The following is an 18,987-nucleotide window of genomic DNA, read 5'->3' on the forward strand; positions in this document are numbered from 1 at the left end:
GTTGACGCTCAGGCGACGGTCTCGAGGCCTGCGGCACTGAGGAGGCCTCGAAGTTCCTCGCGATATTCCGTCGCCAGTGGCAGAATCGGCGCGCGCGTCGGTCCTGCCGGCATCCCGACGAGTTCGACCCCTGTCTTCACTCCGCAGGCATAGCTGTGTGATTCGAGGAAGACACAGATGGGGTGAATCTTCTCCCACAGTTCCCGCGCCCGGGTCATGTCAGTGTCGATGGCCAACGCGTTGTACAGATCGACACACAGGCGGGGAATGAAGCTGGCTGCTCCCCACACACCTGCATTGGTTCCGAGTGCGAGCGCTGCGAAGGTCAAGGTGTCACAGCCGTTGATAGCTTGGATGTCATCGGACTGGTCGAGATAGACGGAGGTGAACTTCGAGAAGTCGCCGCTGGTGTCCTTGTAGCACGCGACTCCTCCCTCCCGACCAAGTCGGCCGAACTCTTCAGCACTGACGTCAAGCCCGGTGGCATCCGGAATGTTGTAGAACATGATCGGAATGTCGACGACGCTCGAGACTGCCCGGTAGTGGGCGATGGTCTCTTCGATTGACGGAGTGTCGTAGAAGGGAGGGACGATCATCAGAGCATCGGCACCTGCCTCTTGGGCATCGCGGCTGAGCTCGATGGTCTCTGCCGTTGAGAGTGCCCCAGTTCCCGCAACCACGGGCACACGCCCACCTGCTGCTTGAATGTAGGCGCGGTTGCCGGCCTTGCGCTCCGCGACAGTGAGTGCGGTGAATTCTCCGGTCGAACCACCCGGCACCAATCCGTGGACGCCGTTCGAGATCATATGCTCGACCTGAGCCCCGATACCGGCGATATCGATCTCGCCGCCGTCAGGACTGAACGGGGTGATGCATGCGGCATAGATGCCGGTGAAGGTGAGTGACATGAGTTTGGCCTTTCAACTGGTGGCTGTCGTACAACAGTGGACGAGGAGCGGGAATCGATCAGAATCGCTGTGGTGATATCCGTGCGAGGAGATCGGGACTGAGGTTGGATCTTCGGTCGAGCATGATGTCGGTGAGCACCTTCGCCGAGGCGGGTGCCAGGGTCAGCCCCAACATCGAATGGCCGGAATTCACAAAGGCGTTCTTCGCCGTGCCCAGGTTGCCGATCACGGGAAGCCCGTCCGGTGTCATCGGCCGCGAACCCGCCCACGGAGCCTGCTCACCGGTCGGCGAATCACCCCAGTCACGGAAGGATTGTCTGGCCGCACGGCGAATGGCTTCGACGCGGACGCCATTGACTTCGTCATCTCGGCTGCCGAATTCCATCGTCCCCGCCAGCCGAAGCATGCCGTTGAGTGGGGTGACTGCGACCCTGGTGTCTTCGAGAGTCAGTGAGGTTCTCAGTCGTATCGGCGCCGGCGCGTAGTCGATGCTGTACCCCTTGCCCGAATAGATGGGCAGTCGGCGTCCGAGCTCACCCAGGAGTGCACCGGTCGGCACGCCTGCGGCGACGACGACGGCATCGGCAGTGATGACCTCTGCGTCAGTGGTGCCGATCGCAGTGACAGTATCACCGCTGCGCACGAAGCTGCGCACGGTCGCTCCCTCGCGCACTCTCACACCGATGTCGCCCAACTTCTTCAGCAGCCCGCGGGTCAGCGAGTCGGGTTCGATCTGTCGATCGGTGGGAAAGAACATCCCGTGGCGAATTCGGTCGCTCAGTGCCGGTTCCGCCTCCAACAGGTCATCACCGTGGAGTTCTTCGGCGACGTGACCAGCCGTTGCGAACGCCTTCAGGGTCTGAGCGTGTTCTTCGAATCGAGCGGTGGTCTCAAATGCCAGGAGCACTCCCCGCGCATGCATCTCGAAATCGATGCCCTGGCGCTGATAGTCATCGAAGAGCGCATTCGCGTCTTCTCCCATGCGCAGGTGCACGTCGAGACCCGCATCGAAGTCCTTGGCGTTGCAGTGTTGGGCCATCCGGAGCAGAAACTTCAGGTATCCGGGCGCCACAGTCGGTTTGATCGACAGGGGGCTGTCGGGCCTGAGCATCCATCTGATGCCCTGCAGCAGAACACCTGGCCCGGGAACCGGTGTGCTCTCAGCCAGTGCCACTTTCGCCGCGTTGCCATGGGATGCGCCGGCGCCGCACTTTCCTGATTCGAGGAGCGTGACCTCGCAGCCGGCAGACGCCAATTCATAGGCGCTGGCCAGGCCCACCACTCCACCGCCGACAACGACTACCTTCATGCAGGTCTCCCTCCGTGCCGACCGCGACCGACATTGGTCGCAGCTTCCGGATTGTATGACAATCCCTTGAGGGTCACGCTACGCATTCGTGGTGATCGCGTCAATGCTCTTCCGCGCAGAGTTTCCCGAGAGCTGGCGCGTCGGGATGGCTGATGCCCCACTGAATTCTGGGAACAGCCGGTCGGTCGGTCAGCCAGTCATTCGGCCGGCTGGTCGGTCGGTCAGCCAGTCGGTCGACTGGCCGGCCGGCCAGTCAGTCGACCAGTCAGTCGGGCAGGCAGCCAGCTGGTTGGTCAGTGGGCCCGCACGCCAACCGGTCAATCGGTCGATTCAGGAGTCAGCAAGGCGAGCTCCTGGGCGCTGTCCATGGTGTGAACGTCCAGGGCTGTGCGAATCTGGGCAGGATCACCCGTGCGGATTGCACGCATCAGCGCCGCGTGGATGGCATGCGCCCGTGCAGGATTCGTCCGGGTGAATTGGTCATAGGCCAAAACGATCGTCATCTGCGCTTCCATCACCGGCCAGATACGCATGAGCAGGTAGTTGTCCGCCGCTTCCCAGATTCCCCGGTGGAATCGCACGTGCGCCTCGTGCAGGGCCAGAGGGTCCGATTCTGCGGTGGCTTTCTCGAACGTCCGCCATGCGTCTTCCAGCGCCTCCATCCTCCGGCCGGTCTTGTCGGCGAGGATCTCGCTGATCGCCTCGGTGTCCAGGGCGACCCGGATTCGAGCGATGTCGAGCAGTGAATCGGACTGAATATCGGCGACCCGAAGGCCACGGTAGGCCTCCTGGATCAGAAAGCCGTCCCTCGCCATCTGATTGAGTGCCTCGCGAGCGGTCGGACGGCTGACGTCGAGAGAAGACGTGAGCTCGGCTTCGATGATGCGCTGACCCGGCCGGATCTCGCCGACCACGATTCGTCGCTTGATCTCATCAACGACGCGCTGCCGGCGCTCCGTATTGGAAGCAGGAGCCTGCGCCGTGCCGCCGGAGGATTTCTGCGGTGCGCCCGACCTGGAAGCGCCTGCCGATGCGCGCTCGATATCGTCTTTCGCTATTTCCGATGAGTCCACTCCGGCGCCTCCTGATCGATATCGATTGCTGAGCCCGGTCAAATTGCCGGACTGGGTCAGACAGAGATGACCCTGCCGGTGATGTTTCCTTCGACGGAGCGCACGAACGCCGCAGCGACCTGCTCGTCGGTCACCGGAACCATCCCTGCGAATGCGTCGTGGAAGTGCGGAGAATTCGCCAGCACATTTGGGCTGACTGCATTGATACGGATGCCGCGCGGAAGCTCTGGGGCAGCGGAGATGACGAATGATTCGACGGCGCCGTTGACCAATGCGGCCGCAGCTGCCGTCGGCACAGGCTCTCGGCTGAGCACACCGGTGGTCACCGTGATGGATCCGCCGTCGTTGAGATAGTCGAGGCCCTGCGTGACGAATTCAACCTGGCCCAAAGTCTTCGACACAAAGGCACTCATGTAGTCCTCACGCGTGAGCTCGGTGACCGGCTTGAATGCCGCAGAGCCCACCGCCACGACGATGGCGTCGATTCGTCCGACCGCTTCGAGCAGCGCGGCAATCGATTCAGGATCCGAGGTGTCGACTCCAGGCTGAGTCGATCGGGACGCCGAAACGACGCTGTGCCCTCGCGCCTCCAACTCGGCTCGAGCAACCCCTCCGACGTGCCCCGCGGCTCCGACCAACAAGATCTTCATGACACTGACTCCTCGTAGCTGCATTGAAATACCACTCACGATTGACTGACAATCCTGAGCCTAGGGGATGACGAGCAATCACACCAGGGATGGGGCGCCGCTGCTCCCTGACCCCGAGGTGCGAGCAGACGAAAAACCCCCGCCTGAGCAGTGTCTCACTGGTCAGACGGGGGCAATTCACAACGCGGAGTCGGAGGGATTTGAACCCTCGGTCCCCAGTTCAAGGGACTTCACCTTAGCAGGGTGACGCTTTCGGCCGCTCAGCCACGACTCCAAATACTGACTCGACACCTCTCCTTGAAGAGAGTGCCGAACCTGCAGTTTGCACTACGGGGAACAGCCTATGCGAAACCAGCGGCGAAGAGCAAAGCGTACCGACAAAGAGTGGCCTTGATCATAATCCAGTTAGAGTCGGATCACCGGAAAACGGGGGATGGCGGCCAGGTTCCTCTGCTCACATACACGCGAATTCCAGCATTCATCAATCTACGGGCGTAAAATCGATCTGAAGTGTTCAGCGGTTTGCTCTCTGACGGGTTTGGGAACGATGCTACGGAGGTGCCTCCTGCGCTGGCATCGATCATGATGCGCGCCGATAGTCGGCATCGCGAGCAACGCACACAGCACGAGACGTAAACCTACGAGGAGTTAAGAACTTGCCAGAGATTCCCCCTGACAAGCACGGGCCGAATGGGAACGACCCCAATTCTCGCCCTGCTGGTCACCGTCTCCGTGCTTCTTCTCGTCCTCGGTTCCGCGGTGATGCAACGGCCAGTGAGGATGAAGCGACCTCGCTTCGTCCGTCATCGAACTCGCAGTCGAAGCCACAGCGGTCCTCCCCTCAGACGCAGAACTCAACCAGGCAGTCGCAGAACTCAGCCTGGTCGCAGAATTCGGCCGGATCGCAGAATTCGGTCGATGCACGCCGTCAGTCCTCCGCATCACAGCAGCCGAGTTCCCTGAGCAAACAGTCGAAGGCACCGACGCCTCGTCCAGTAGCTCCACGCACTCGCCGCGAAGCACGGATGCTTCGTGCCGCGGGCGCCAGCGGGGCTTCCGCCGCAGGTGTGGCATCTGCCGCCGAGGCTCAGGAACGCAGTGCCAGCTCGCCGCAGCAGACTGCCTCCGCACCAGAACCAAGACCCGGCAACGCTGCCCGGTCCACCGATGCACGCAACCGCGGCCCCGCCTCGGCGAGGGCATCAGCAGACAGAGTCGCTGAGGATGCAAGCGCAGCACCGCGACGCAGAGACCGCCGAACGGACGAAGCTGCACACCCCGCCGAGACCTCGTGCGCACGGCGCCATTCGTCGCGGGTCGGAGAAGCCTTCCCCAGCCTCGTCGGCTGGACCTCCCTGAGTACCCTGCTGCCAGGCATCGGACTGCTGCGCACTCGATTCCGGCCACTGGGCTTCATCCTGCTCGGCGGGTTCGTCCTCACCTTCCTCGTCGCTCTCGTCTATGTCCTCATCAAAGGACCGATCCGCGCGTTCGGCACCGTCGTCTCAAGTCCGACGATGCTGACCTTCCTCGCGATCATCCTCGCCATCATCGGCGTGATCTGGGTCCTCGCGATCGTGATCTCCCACTTCGGGCTGCGCAAAGGTCACCGCTATGCCCCGTGGCAGAACAAGATGGCCGGCGTGCTCGTCGTCTCGCTCGCACTCATCGTCGGCATCCCCCTCGGCGTCGGTTCGGTCTACGCCCGAGTCCAGGGCGATACGGTCTCCAGCCTCTTCGGCGACAGCACAGGACATGCCAAGAGCGCCGAAGACCTCTGGGCCGACAAACCCTACATCAACGTCTTCCTCATGGGCCGCGACAACGGCGATGACCGTGAGGGTACACGTCCCGACACCATGCTCGTCGCCTCGATCGACACGAAGACCGGCAATACCGCACTGATCTCTGTACCTCGTAACCTCGCGTTCCCGATCTTCCCCGAAGGAAGCGAATTGGACGAGGCCTGGCCCGACGGATTCCGGCCCACGGGTCAGTCGTCGGTCGACCTCATCAACTCCGTCTGGCAGTGGGGCGAGCAGAACAAGGGCGACATCGGCAACCCCCATGGCCTGGAACCGGGAATGTTCACCACGATGCAGGCGGTGGAGGGCTCCCTGGGCCTCAACCTCGACTACTGGGCTTCGGTGGACATGGGCGGTTTCGAGGACGTCGTCGACGCCATCGGCGGCGTGAAGATCGACGTCGAACGCCCCATCCCGATGGGCGGCGGCAAGTCGATGTCCGGAGCCGCCAACGAGGTCTACGGCTGGGTCGATCCGGGTCCGCAGACGCTGAGGGGCAAGGACGCGCTCTGGTACGTGCGCTCACGTGAAGGCAGCGACAACTACGACCGCATGTGCCGTCAGCAGCGCATGATCAAGACCACCCTCGATCAGGTCGACCCTCGCGAACTCGCCACCGCGTACCCCAAACTCGCGAACTCGGCGACTAAGAACATCGCCACCTCGATTCCACAGAACGAGGTCCCGGCCTTCATCGAACTCGCGGTCTCGATGCAGAAGGGCGACGTCACGACGGTGCAGATCAACAACGACGTCACCCCCACCTACGACCCCGACTTCGATGTCCTCCACAAGTGGATCCTCGACGAGGTCAAGGGCGCGTCCACGGGTGAGGAGACGCCTAAACCGACGAATACTGCAGCTCCGGAAGAGAAGAAGGACACCGCCGAGGAGGAGCCGACGGAAGAGGCTCCCGCCGAGGGGGCAGCAGCCGAGGAAGCGCCCGCCGGAGAAGAGGGCGGTGAGCCCACCGAGACCACGAAGCCGGGCGAGCCCAATGCCGAAGGCAAGTGCTACCCGAAGGGCTTCAAGCCCGGCGACGACTTCCCCGGCTACCCAGGTCCGGGAGCCGGAGATGAAGGGTGACGACTTCCTCGCCACAGTCGGGAGCCGGAAGCCCATCTGAGGTGCACTCACCCGCTGCTGACGTTCCAGGGGCACAGGCCCATTCGGTGGCGATCATCGGCGCCGGGCCTCGCGGGATCTCGGTCCTCGAGAGACTCGTCGCCCTCGCCGCCGAACGGTTCTCGGGCGCAGGCACCCCGCCCACGGTCGTCATCCACCTCATCGATCCCTATCCTCCAGGCGCGGGAATCGTCTGGCGAACGGATCAGCCCGAGACCCTCCTGATGAACACGACGATCGCCGAACAGACGATCTTCCCCGACTCCAGCTGTTCGTTCGTCTCCCCCGATGGTGCGACCGACCGGTTCGGCCCGAACATGGCGCAGTGGTATCGAGATGAGGGCGGAACGGACCCCGTCGATGCCACGTTCCCCAGTCGGACTCTCTACGGCCGGTATCTGCGCGATGCCTATGCTCGCATCCGCGACACCGCACCTGACTTCGTCACGATCGTCGAACACCCGACCACGGTCGAATCGGTCATCGATCTCCCGCCCGTCGAGCCTTTGGGGCACACGTCCACAGACCCTGAAACCGTGCCGCCGCAGCTGGTCCGCTGCGAGGACGGAACCGCCATCATCGCCTCGGCCGTCGTCCTCGCCGTCGGCCACATCCCCAGCGCGCAGACCGAGGAGCGAGCCCGGCTCGCGGCCTTCGCACAGCGCGCCGGCGGACTCTACATCCCACAGGGCCTGCCGGCGGAAGCTCCCATCGCCGAGGTGGCACCCGGCAACCGTGTCATCGTCCGTGGCATGGGTCTGAACTACTTCGACCTGCAGACACTGTTCACGCATGAACGCGGAGGCCGTTTCGACCCGGATCCCGACATCGCTGGCGAGCTGCGCTATGTGCGCAGCGGTGAGGAGCCTCGCCTGCTGCTCGGCTCACGCCGCGGCATTCCCTACCGCAGCAAGCCCATCTGCCAGGCCCACCCTCGCTCACCTTGGCCTCTGCGCTACTTCACGCGAGAGAACATCGCACTGCTGGCCGGCCTCGACGACCTCGACGGTGACCGGAGGGCGGGAGCACGTTTCAACGACCAGCTGTGGCCGCTCATCCTGGCCGACCTCCGTCTCGCCTACTACAGCACCCTGTCCCGGATCCGTCCCGATGCGTTCGCCGGTGACCCAGGTCAGCTGCGTGAGGCCATCGCCGAGGCGGTGTCCCGACACCTGACCAGGCGCACCTGGCAGGAGACCCACCCGGAGGCACACGAGTCCACCGACTTACATGTCGGGAACACTGCCGCCGCTGCCGAGTCGCGCCAGCACGAAGCCGCCGAGGCCGCGCGCCAGGGCCGTGTCACCCGTGAGGCCTTCGCCTGGTCGGAGATCGAGGAGAGCCTCGTCCCCGACTCCGCTCACCGCATGTCACTGCACGAGCTGCTCAACCCGCTCGAAGGCCATGAGTTCGACAGCCGAGGTCCCAGGGAGGCGAACTCCCTGCACGAGTGGATGCTCGACTTCCTCCGCGCCGACCTCCACGATTCGCTGGCCGGCCCCGAGGGCAGTGCCGAGAAGTCGCTGTTCACCGTGCTCTGGCAGTCTCGGCTGCTGCTCAAAGAGCTCATCGTGGCAGGCCATATCGACCGGGTCAGCATCGACATGGAGATCTGCGGTTGGTTCGAAAGCTTCGTCTCCGGCATCTGCGACGGTCCTCCCCCGCAGCGCATCGCTGAGCTTCTCGCCCTGGCCGAAGCCGGCCTCGTCGAGTTCATCGGCCCGGACATGCGCATTGAGGCGAATCCCGATGTCTCTGCACCTGTGGACGGGATGCCCGCGGTGACGAGCATGGATCCGTTGCCGCAGATCTTCACGGTCACCTCGACGCAGGTCGCGGGTGGCATCACGGGCAGCGTCGTCATCGATGCTGCTTCACCGACGAACGCGGTGTCCCGGGCCGCCGATGTGCTGGTGCACGGGATGGTCGAACGCGGCCAACTCACGCCCGCCCGTCTGACGTTGGACGACGGTCGTGAGAAGTTCCTCAACGGACTGTCGCTCACGCCGCGCCCCTACCGCACGATCGATGTCGACGGCACCGTGCACCCCCGCCGTTTCGCATTGTCCATTCAGCTCTCCTCCGTCCAGTGGGGTCTGGCGATCGCCGCGAATCCCCATACGAACGCAGCGACACTGAACGACGCCAACGCCGCGGCCGAGGCCATTCTCGACCTCATCTGACAGTTCCGCTGGGCGCCTACGTGGGTCTCCCCTAGGCGTCGGCCATCTCGAGGGCGGCTTCGGGCTTCGTGGTTCTGGCTCGCACGATCGCGAGCAGGGACATCACGACTCCGATGATCGCCCAGGCCAGCAGGCCAGCATAGGCGGCACCCACTCCCGTGGTTCCGGCGGTGATCGCGGCGAAGCCATTCATCGCCGGCGTCAGCGGCAGGATCGGTGCAAGGAAGTCGAAGAAGCCGGGCACCGCGCCGATCGTTCGTCCGGCAACTGCGAGAACCACAGCGATCACCGACAGGAACCTGCCGACGCCGCCGAACCACGCCACCAAGGCGAAGTTGAGCACCATGAACACCAGCGCGGAGACGAACGTCAGGACCGCGATGTCGAACCCTTGGACGGCGCCGATGTCGAGCACGCTCACCGCCAGGATCGACAGCACAAGTGCCTGCAGCAGTCCCACGATCACGCCCGGCACCAATCCTCGCAGCCAGACTGCCACTGAAGACTTCGTCGAGAGCAGGGTCGAGGCCGGGATCGGCTTGAGCACCGTGTAGGTGACGAGGCCGCCGACCCACAGGGCGAGCATGATGAGCAGCGCAAGGGTCGACCCCTGCAGCACATCGCCCGCTTCGGAGGAGCTCGGCGCCTTGATGTTCTGAGAGGCGACGGTGGAAAGCTTGTCACGCTCCGGGGCCGAATAGGAGGGGACTTCGTCCGCGCCCTTCTTCACACCGTCGGCAAACTTGCCGACGCCTTGCGAATACTTGTCTGTGCCCTCGGACAGGGTATCCAGTCCGTTCGCAAGGTCAGAGGTGCCGGTTGCGGCAGCGGAGACTCCGGTCGTGTACTTGTCGAGTCCGGTGGAGAACTCACCGAGTCCATCGGAGAGCTGTCCTGCACCGTCGTCGAGTTCACTCGAGCCATCGGCGACCTTGGCGATGCCGTCACTGAGCTCCGGCATACCGTCAGCGAGCTTCTGATTGCCTTCGGCGACACCGGAGGCCCCATCACGCAGGCCCTTCGAGGCCTCGAGCAGCTTCGGAGCGTTCTTCGAGATGTCCTCCATGCCCTTGGTGAGTTCGCCGAGGCCGTCTTCGAGGCCCTTGACGAACTTGCTCATGCCGTCACTGAGTTCACCGGCACCATCGGCGAGCTTGTCCGCGCCGCCGAGCAGCGACTCCCCGTCCTGCTTCTGCTCCAGACCATCGACGGCGCTGTTCAGCCCGCCCGAGGTGCCGTTGAGGAGCCCCTGAGCGTAGGCCTTCTCGATGCCGGCGCAGACCGCATCCGGTGTGCCGGCAGGGCACATCTGAGCACGTGCCTGATCGGCCTCGTCCTGAGTCATCATGCCCGCCGACACCAGCGAATCGAGACCGGTCACGGTGCCGCTCTTGGCGAGCTGATCAGCCTGATCGGCACCTTCCTGGAGACCGTCGCGGTACTGGCCGAGACCAGATGACAGGCCTTCGGCGCCCTCTGAGACACCTTTCGCGCCCTTGTCGAGGTCCTTGCCGCCTTTGACGAGATCATCGATTCCGCCCTCGCCGGAGCCCGAATCACCGGACCCGGCGAAGCCCTTGATGATCTGGTCGATCGACTTCGTGTATTCGTCGACTCCGCCGGAGAGTTCTCCTGCGCCGTCGGCCAGCTTCTGCGTGCTGTCAGGCAGGTCCGCTGTCGACTTCTTCATGTCCTGCAGACCGCCCGAGAGCTCTGAGGTGCCCTTTGACAGTTCACCGGCGCCCTTGGACAGGTCTCCGGCTCCCTTGTTGAGTTCAGATCCTGAGGAGTCGAGCTTCTCCATACCATCGGAGAGTTCACCCGCACCGCTTGCCGATTTCTTCGTCCCCTTCGCCAGATCCTCGCCGCCGTCATCGAGTTCTCCGGCGGCGTCCCCGAGGTCCTTCATCTGATCACCCATGTCGTTGAAGCCGACATAGATGTTGTCGAGATAGGTCTCGGTCATCTTCGTGTTGAAGGTCGTCCGCGCCACCCCGGCGACGGACTGCGCGATCTGGGTGTCGGCGGCCGGAGCCACACCGGAGACTTCGACGTCAAGCTGCGTCTGAGTTGCGGACTTGGCGTCGCTGACCGAGGTCACAGCCCTGGAGAAGCCCTCGGGGATGGTCAAGGTCGCAGCGTAGGTCCCATCGGACATGCCTTTCTCGGCATCGTCTTCATCGGTGATGACCCAATGGATGTTCTTGTCCTCTTTGCCCACGAGCCCACTGGTCAGCTGCCGGCCGATCGGCACGGTCTCACCATCAACCTCGGCGCCGTCATCGTTGTTGACGATCGCTGCCTCGATCGTATCGAGGCGGTCGGTGCTGTTGTACGTGGCCAGAATGAATCCAGCGGCCACGATGATCGGGATGAGCACCAGGCCGAAGAGGGACAGCCAGGTCACGGGCCGTTTCGAGTTCGCACGTTCGAGTCTCACGACTGCACGCCTTCCATTTCGCTGCGACCGGCTGCGTGGGCTTGCACGCCGCCGTTGTCATTGTCGGTTCCACGCTCAGGCTCGGGCTTGGCCTCATCGAGGTCGAGGTGGAAGTAGTTCGTGTTCGGGGACAGGATCCCGGTGACGTCGCCGCCGGGCAGACCGAGCACGATTGCCGTGCCCTCGGCCTGCAGATCGTAGATCAGATCGCGCAGATCGCGACCGTCCTGGCCTCTCTCGTCGGCCAGTGCGCCTGCTTCGCTGATGATGAGCAGATCCGGCGCCGAGGTGCGCAGCCGCGAGAGCTCGCGTGCCCCTGGCATCGTGCCCGGCCCGTTCTCATCGAGGTCGAAGTACGGAACACGACGACGGATCCGTCCCGCATGTTCGGGCAGGACCATGTCTCCGATCTTCATCTCACCGGCGGTCAGCCCGACGCGACCGGAGAGGGCGAGCAGAAGTGCTTTGCGCGCTTGGCCGCTGGCGACGAGGATCTGGCCCGGTGAGAGGGAGATGTCGACCTGGGCGAATCCGCGCCGGCCCGAACTCACAGCGATGCCGCGGCCGTAGACCCGGTAATCGGAATCCGGCTCCGGCCAGTCCCGCAGAGCCACCTCATGGGCCAGGCCCTCGCCCTCGACATCGAGTCGGGGCAGGACGCGGTCGAGCCATTTCGGCAGCCACCAGGCCTTGTCGCCGAGCATGTGCATGATGGCAGGCACCAAGGACATGCGCACCAGGAAGGCGTCGACGAAGATGCCAGAGGCCAGAGCGAGTGCGATGGACTTGATGATCGGCTCCCCCGCGGGAACGAAGGCGGCGAAGACGGAGAACATGATGATCGCCGCGGCCGAGACCACTCTGGCCGAAGAGGCGAAGCCGACTTTGATCGCGCCCCGCGCACTCGCCCCATGGACGTAGGCCTCGCGCATGCCGGAGACGAGGAACACCTCGTAGTCCATGGCGAGTCCGAACAGGATGCCCATGACGATGATCGGCAGGAAGCTGATCACCGGTCCTGTCGAATCGATGCCCATCGCTGACGCGAAGAGTCCGTCGTGGAAGACGAGGACCACGGTGCCGAACGCGGCGAAGACGGACAGGAGGAAGCCACCGGTGGCCTTGATCGGCACCCAGATCGAGCGGAAGACCATCATGAGCAGGATGATCGAGAGGCCGACGACGAAGATGCCGAATGGCACCAGCGCCTTGCCGAGCTGATCGGAGACATCGATCTGGATCGCTGTGGCACCGGTGACCGCGGTTTCGAAGCCGTCCTCGTCCTCAATGTCCGCACTCAGGTCCCGGAGCCGGTCGACGGTGTCGAGGGTCGCGGGATCTTCGGAGCTGGTGGTGGGGATGATCTGGAACAGAGCTGTCGTCGCATCTCGGTTCGGGGTGGCGAGGATGACCTGGTCGACTCCTTCGACGTCTTCGATCTCGTTCTCGATCTTCTCGACATCGTCAAGGGGGTCATCAGAGGTTACGATCTCGCTCGTCATGACCAGCGGTCCATTGAAACCGGGGCCGAAGTGCTTGTCGATGAGGTCATAGCTCGTTCGGGCAGGCGTGCCCTCCTCCTGGCTGCCTGCGGTCGGCAGGGAGAGTTGGAGATTGGAGGCGGGGATCGCAAACAATGCGAGTCCACCGACGATGACCACGACCGTCAGCAGCGGAATCTTGGTCACAACCTGCAGCCAACCAGCGAAGAACTTGTTCATGATCGACTTCGGGTAGGGCTCACCGGCCTCAGCCTCCGCCTCGGCGGCAATCGATGACCGGGAGACGGAGTCGTCCGCCTTCTTCTGTGCGGTCGCGAACGCCCGGCGGTAGCGCTTCGTCGGCTTGGGGGTGATCTTCTCCTTGACCAGTCCCAGCAGCGCGGGAACCATCGTCAGGGAGATCAGCACGGCGACGACGACGGAGCCAGAGGCGCCGATGCCCATGACGGTGAGGAACGGGATCCCAGCCAAGGATAGACCGAGCAGCGCGATCATCACGGTCATGCCCGCGAAGACGACAGCCGATCCGGCAGTGGCGACGGCCCGTCCTGCGGCCTCGAGCGGATCGTGGCCCTCGGCCAGGAGCGCCCGGGCTCTGGAGACGATGAACAGCGCGTAGTCGATGCCGACCGCCAGGCCCAACATCAGCGCCAACATGATCGAAGAGGAGTTGATTGTGCCGAAGGCCGTTGATCCCACGACCAGGAGAACGGAGATGCCGACGCCGATGAGCGCTGTGATCAGCGGCATCCCCGCGGCCCGGAAGGAGCCGAGAGTCAGCAGCAGGACGATGAAGGCGATGACGACGCCGATGCCTTCAACCCAGGAGATCTCCACACCGGTGATCTGGAAGAGCTGGCCCCCGCCTTCGACCTGGCTGCCCTCCGGCAGGGCGTCGCGGAGCGGATCCAGTACCTCGAGCAGCTGGTCGGGGGCCGCTTCGCCGACCTCCTGCTGGGTGCCGTCGTACTGGACGGAGATCATCGCAGCGGACTCGTCCTCGCTGATCGCGCCCTTGATCATCTTGTCGAACGGCGACGTCACGGCATCGACGTGCGGGAGGTCTTCGAGCCGATCGACTTCCTTCTCGATCTCATCCTTGTACGCGGAGTCCTCGACCGAGTCACCATCGGCGGCGACGACGATGACGGATGCACCCACGCCTGAGGCTTCCGGGAAGGTCGTCTCCATCGAATCGAGCGCCACCTGGGCTTCGGAGCCGGGGAGGGTGAAGTCGTCGTCGAAGTCCTTCGCGAAGGCCGCGACACCGGCGCCGACGAGTCCGAAGATCACCAACCACCCAGCGATGAATCGGATGGGGGCGCGATAGGCACGGCGGCCCAGGGCGTACAGGAATGTTGACACGAAGACCTCGATACAAAAGTGTATTGGATACAGTACTGTATTGTTGTTGACTCAGTGCCCTCAGCGCAAATGCATCAGGAGTTTCTTGACGATTCTCATCGGATACCCAGGCCGACACCGACGCGCATGGACCACTCCAGCACCGCCCCTGCGACAGCAACACCGCCACACCCGCACCGCCACACCAGCACAGCGACCGCCACGACGATGAAATGTTCGATGAATACAGACAATCTCAGCGCCCGCAGACGGCAGACCCGATCCACCTTGGTGGAGGCGGGCATGTCCGTCTTCGCCGTCAAGGGCATCGATGGGGCTTCGATCGAGGAGATCTGCGAGGCTGCCGGGTTCACTCGAGGAGCGTTCTACTCGAACTTCTCCAGCCGCGACGATCTGGTTCTTGCCACGATCGAACAGCGCACCTCCCACGACCTCGACCTGCTCGACGCCGCCATCGAACGCTGGCGCGATCGCCTCAACTCCAGTCAGCCCGAGGACATCGAAGGGTTCCTCACGGAGTTCATCGACGACACCTTCAGTCAGAAGAGGGCCACCGCCGCCGAGGTGATCGCTGAGCAGGAGATCCAGCTGTACTGTCTGCGCACGCCCGACCTCTACCCCAGATACGCGGAGCTGAGCTCTTTCCAGATACAGCGGATCCAATCACTGATCGAGAACGCCATCGGCTTCGCACGAGCCGCATCGACGATTCCGCTCAAGGACCTCATCGAGGCGCTCACCGCGGTCCACACGCAGTCATCTCTGCGCGCGGCTGCGGGGAGGGAACTTCACGAGGTCGTCGAGATCGATTCGACTCAGATGGTGCGGATCCTCAGTCGGCTGCTCGACTTCTCGCAGAAGGCCTAGCCTCAGACCGCGAACGCCCAGGACCGGCACCAAGGCACTAAAGTGGTGGCCGTGAATGAACTACAGCGCGAATATTACGCCTTCATCAACAACATGGATGTCCGCCTCGGCGCCTTCGTCCTCGCCGACCTGCCCGAGACCTTCGACAAGGAAGACGGGGAGACGGTGCCGTTCCCCAAGGATTTCGGTCCCAAGTCTCTGCCGATGCTCGAGTTCTTCGTCCTCTCCCGCTTCTCCTCCCCCGACGAGGTGATCGACCCGGAGAACCGCAGATTCGTCGAAGGCCTCATCCGCTACCTCGGCGAGACCTATCTCCGTGCGATCGGCGGAGCCTGGGATCACGACGAGGAGACCGGAAACGGGATGCCCTTCATCCGCCCGGACACGGAAGATGGCCCGCTGAAGGGTGAGCCCATCCCCATCCTGGCGATCATCCTCGCCGCCGTCGATGCCCGGACCGCCGAAGTCTTCACGGCCGTCCTGAGTAAGGCACGCGAGAACCTCGGCGGTGACGGCGAGCCGCAGCGCAGCTGCACCGGCCTGGCGATGGGGATGCTCACCGCGGAGAACTCCAGCGAAGAAGAGGTCGAGTTCCTCTCCCGCTTCATCGGCACCGTGGAACCGGGCATCGCTGCCTGGACCCAGGAGCAGGCCGATCCGTCCTCATGGGAATTCGGACGCGAGGCGCTGGTCCGGCTGGGTAAGCAGCTCAAGGCCCGCTACGACTCCCGCGACGAGATGATGACGGAAGACGAGACTGAGTTCGTCGCCGGAGCGATGCGCTTCATCGGTGAGTCCATCCGGCGGATCGGTTTCGGACAGTGGCGCTACGGCGCGAACCTCGAGGCCGATGACCCCCGCAGCAGGCAGCCATTCATCCGTTTCCGCGTCGGCGATCAGAACCTCGACATGGTGCCGTGGCGCCTAGCTCAGACAGCGCTGGATGATTCGAACTCGATCGCCTCCGGCCTCGACACGATCATCTCGATGCGCGAAGAAGAGGCCGCAAGCGAAGCCGCTGATGCCTGACGTTCATAGCTCAGAGCTGGTAGCGACGGTTGCCCTGCATCCCGTCTGCCGGTGAACCGGGAGCCAGGTCGATCTGCTTCCGCTTCGGGTCGATCTGCACGGTGACCAGGGTCGCCGACCGGTCCCCGTAGGCGGCACCTGGAGCCGGGGTGCACGAGACCGGCGCTTCGTCTGGCCCTGTGGTCAGGAGGTCGATGAGCTCGGCCGTCGACTCGGGACCACCTGAAGTTCCAGCTCGAACGGAGTATTCCTCCAGTCGCCGCTCGAGGTGAGCGTGACGTGCCCGTGAAGTCGACGTCGCGTTGAGCTCGAGGCTTCCGGGGACGAGGTCGGGGTGGAGGAAGTGGTTCGTGTGCAGCAGAAATCCTGACGCCGAGCCCGGCGACGCGCTCGCCCCTCCTGCTCGTCGCTCGCGCTTCTGGGCGTTGGCGATCTCGACCTGAACCACCTCGTCGGCGGTGACCACCGTAATGATCGATGAGGAGGTGGTGGGCGCCGAGCGGATGATGTCGAGTGCCTCGTCGAGTGTCATCGCCGTCGACAGGACGCGTTCGAGGATCATGTGGATGGGCACGCCCCCGGCCTCGTCACCCTCGTGCTTGAGGATGTTGAGCAAGACGCCGACGCCGGCTTCGTTGAGTCCGATCTTGCCGAGCATCCCGTATTCGGCGATGCCCACATGACGCAGCTGGCCGGGCACAGCGCCCACATCGTTGATGTGCCACAGCGTCGAGAAGTCGGCGGCCCAATCCCAGTTCTGCGCCGCAAGCGAGCTTCCCGGGCGAGTGAAGCTCACGGTCGAACACTCCGTCGGTGAGGCCGGTGCCAGGGTCATGATCTCCGTGCGGGCGATGACCTCCATCAGTTCATCCACGGGAACCTGCGCGCCCTCGGCCACAGCCGCGACCTCCTCGGCGGCCTCAGGCGACCACGCCCTGAGACGTGCGTGACTCGCTGCGGCAGCGGCACGGACGTCCGCCTCGGCGATGGACAGGAATTCGAAGTAGCGCCGGTAGCCTGCGATCGCGGATTCGATGCCCGTGCGCAGCTCACGCCCGCGCTGGGCGCCGCGCTGGACGTGGTCAGCGGCTCGCGAGATGAAGGTCTCGGGCCTGACCTCGGCCGCGGGAACGTATTCGGTGCTCATCAGGGTCTCCTCTTGTCACCGGGGAATGCTCGCCTCACGCCTGTGGGACGAGCGACCCCGCTCCGACTTCGATGTCCAGGTAGTGCATGTGGGCGGCGGTCTCCGCCAGGGCGGCGAACAGGTTGAAGTTGTGCAGCGATTCGAATCCGCGCGACCAGTGCAGTCCCTGCGCGATCGAATAGACGCTGTGGTCATCGGTGGCGTCCATGCGCGCGGTGATCTCACTCAGACGCTGCTGGTGATGGTCGACGAGTTCACGCCTGCGGTCGTGGAGACCCTGGAAGCGGAACCCGTGCGCTGGCAGGACCGCCACCTCGGCGTCCAGCTGGCCGATTTTGTCCAGAGAATCCAGATAGTCGCCGAGGCTGTGAGTGATTGCACCGCTGTCGAGCCCGATGTTCGGGGTGATCGTCGGGAGCACATGGTCGCCCGAGAACAGCAGCTGGTCCTCATCGCGGATGAAGACCGAGTGGCCGTAGGTGTGGCCCGGCGTCCACAGTGCCCGCAGCGCGCCAGAGACCAGCGGCAGCTCGGAGCCGTCCTCGAGGATGGTGACGGTGTCGGGCATGCTGCTCATCAGCAGCGCGAAGTCGTCCTTGGATCCCGCGCCGCCCTTGTCCTTCTTGCTGCCGTCCCTCTTGCTGACCTGGAGGCGCTCGACCTCGGACCAGCGGTCCTCGGGAACTCCGTAGGCGCGAGCGATATTGATGCTCGGGTCGACCCCGGTGCCCAGATCCACGCTCTGGGAGAAGAACTGCTTGATCGAACGCAGATCTTCGCCGTGCATGGCGACCCACATGTCAGGGTTCTTGTGGAGCAGCGCGGGAACCAGCCCGATGTGGTCGCGGTGGTAGTGGGTGATGGCGATCCCGTGGACGTTCGCGACAGTAAATCCCAGAGATCCCAGCGCCGAGGTGAGCGCCAGGTACTGATCTTTGCCGTCCCAACCGGGATCGATGAGGATGAGACCCGAGCCGTCGGCGATTCCATAGCAGTAGGTGTAGACGAGTGGGTTGTTGGGGATCGGGACGGGGATCGCCCAGACGCCCTCGGCAACGTTCTCCACTGGGGGCAGAACTCTGTCTTTCCACGCCTTCGACTGCGCCGAGCTGAGTGTTTCGATCGCCATTGTTCGCCGTTGCCTCTCTTCGTCGAGCATCATGGCCGGGTCCGTTCGGGACCGAACCATTGCGACCCCGTGCTTCTGCGGGCCGACATTGCCAATGCTGATCAACCTACTCCCTTTCCGCTGCCACTGAAAAGTCGTTCGATAGGCGGGATGAGGGGAAGCGTGGTGGGGCGCCACCACCTCAGCGCCGCGATGAGCACGAGGCCCTGCGTGAAATGCCGGCGTCGGGCACACCGACCCGGATTCGAATCTCGATCAGCAATCAGTAACTTGGGCCACTGGATTCGTTGCAAACGACACATTGCGCGTGACGTTATCGTTTCGTTTCGTGAGAATGATTGCGTTTTCGGTTGTATTGCGGATAGTCTCTATGGCGCAGATCACTTATGCGCCCGTGCGAACGCACGGTCGGGTGGGAGCGCTGCGACATTCGGCAAGACTCATTGGGGAGGATT

Annotated in this window: 12 protein-coding genes and 1 tRNA gene; 4 read left to right on the forward strand and 9 right to left on the reverse strand. The window is 63.8% G+C overall.

All coding sequences use genetic code 11. From position 1 onward, the window contains the following. Nucleotides 1-8: 8 nt before the first annotated feature. From JTF07_RS05630 to JTF07_RS05650, 5 genes are all read right to left on the reverse strand, one after another. Nucleotides 9-908: a dihydrodipicolinate synthase family protein gene (locus tag JTF07_RS05630; RefSeq protein WP_204233261.1), complete on the reverse strand. Its 900-nt coding sequence runs from the start codon at nt 906-908 to the stop codon at nt 9-11. A gap of 58 nt (nt 909-966) precedes the next feature. Beyond that, nucleotides 967-2,280, reverse strand: coding sequence for an NAD(P)/FAD-dependent oxidoreductase (locus JTF07_RS05635; protein ID WP_353843900.1), 1,314 nt, complete (start codon nt 2,278-2,280; stop codon nt 967-969). Between the two features lie 254 nt (nt 2,281-2,534). Beyond that, nucleotides 2,535-3,290 (reverse strand): GntR family transcriptional regulator, encoded by a 756-nt coding sequence (locus JTF07_RS05640; RefSeq protein ID WP_204233263.1) that lies wholly within the window; start codon nt 3,288-3,290, stop codon nt 2,535-2,537. 56 nt (nt 3,291-3,346) lie between these two features. Further along, complete coding sequence (locus JTF07_RS05645; protein WP_204233264.1) at nt 3,347-3,940, reverse strand: short chain dehydrogenase; 594 nt, start codon at nt 3,938-3,940, stop codon at nt 3,347-3,349. A 185-nt stretch (nt 3,941-4,125) separates the two neighbouring features. After that, a tRNA-Ser gene (locus JTF07_RS05650) sits at nt 4,126-4,214 on the reverse strand. A 751-nt stretch (nt 4,215-4,965) separates the two neighbouring features. On the opposite strand from JTF07_RS05650, the gene JTF07_RS05655 reads away from it, so the two are divergent. Continuing rightward, a complete protein-coding gene (locus JTF07_RS05655; RefSeq protein ID WP_204233265.1) occupies nt 4,966-6,831 on the forward strand; it encodes an LCP family protein in 1,866 nt (621 codons plus the stop codon). Then, a complete protein-coding gene (locus JTF07_RS05660) occupies nt 6,828-9,053 on the forward strand; it encodes an FAD/NAD(P)-binding protein (RefSeq protein WP_204233266.1) in 2,226 nt (741 codons plus the stop codon). Before JTF07_RS05655 ends, JTF07_RS05660 begins: the two co-directional genes overlap by 4 nt. A gap of 31 nt (nt 9,054-9,084) precedes the next feature. Here the strand turns inward: JTF07_RS05660 and JTF07_RS20820 are convergent, their stop codons facing one another. Both JTF07_RS20820 and JTF07_RS05670 read right to left on the reverse strand, forming a co-directional pair. Continuing rightward, nucleotides 9,085-11,493, reverse strand: a complete 2,409-nt coding sequence (locus tag JTF07_RS20820) for a YhgE/Pip family protein (RefSeq protein WP_204233267.1) — start codon at nt 11,491-11,493, stop codon at nt 9,085-9,087. Then, nucleotides 11,490-14,360 (reverse strand): MMPL family transporter, encoded by a 2,871-nt coding sequence (locus JTF07_RS05670; RefSeq protein WP_204233268.1) that lies wholly within the window; start codon nt 14,358-14,360, stop codon nt 11,490-11,492. Before JTF07_RS05670 ends, JTF07_RS20820 begins: the two co-directional genes overlap by 4 nt. A 219-nt stretch (nt 14,361-14,579) precedes the next feature. Between JTF07_RS05670 and JTF07_RS05675 the strand changes: the two genes are divergently transcribed. Further along, nucleotides 14,580-15,227 (forward strand): TetR/AcrR family transcriptional regulator, encoded by a 648-nt coding sequence (locus tag JTF07_RS05675; protein WP_204233269.1) that lies wholly within the window; start codon nt 14,580-14,582, stop codon nt 15,225-15,227. A 51-nt stretch (nt 15,228-15,278) separates the two neighbouring features. Continuing rightward, nucleotides 15,279-16,256: a hypothetical protein gene (locus JTF07_RS05680; protein ID WP_204233270.1), complete on the forward strand. Its 978-nt coding sequence runs from the start codon at nt 15,279-15,281 to the stop codon at nt 16,254-16,256. A gap of 10 nt (nt 16,257-16,266) precedes the next feature. On the opposite strand, the gene JTF07_RS05685 is transcribed toward JTF07_RS05680, so the two are convergent. Both JTF07_RS05685 and JTF07_RS05690 read right to left on the reverse strand, forming a co-directional pair. Beyond that, nucleotides 16,267-17,403 (reverse strand): C45 family autoproteolytic acyltransferase/hydrolase, encoded by a 1,137-nt coding sequence (locus JTF07_RS05685; RefSeq protein ID WP_204233271.1) that lies wholly within the window; start codon nt 17,401-17,403, stop codon nt 16,267-16,269. A 34-nt stretch (nt 17,404-17,437) separates the two neighbouring features. Beyond that, complete coding sequence (locus JTF07_RS05690) at nt 17,438-18,532, reverse strand: MBL fold metallo-hydrolase (protein WP_204233272.1); 1,095 nt, start codon at nt 18,530-18,532, stop codon at nt 17,438-17,440. Nucleotides 18,533-18,987 lie beyond the last annotated feature (455 nt).

Origin of the sequence: Brevibacterium sp. RIT 803, from assembly GCF_016892625.1 — a bacterium.
Lineage (GTDB): Bacteria > Actinomycetota > Actinomycetes > Actinomycetales > Brevibacteriaceae > Brevibacterium.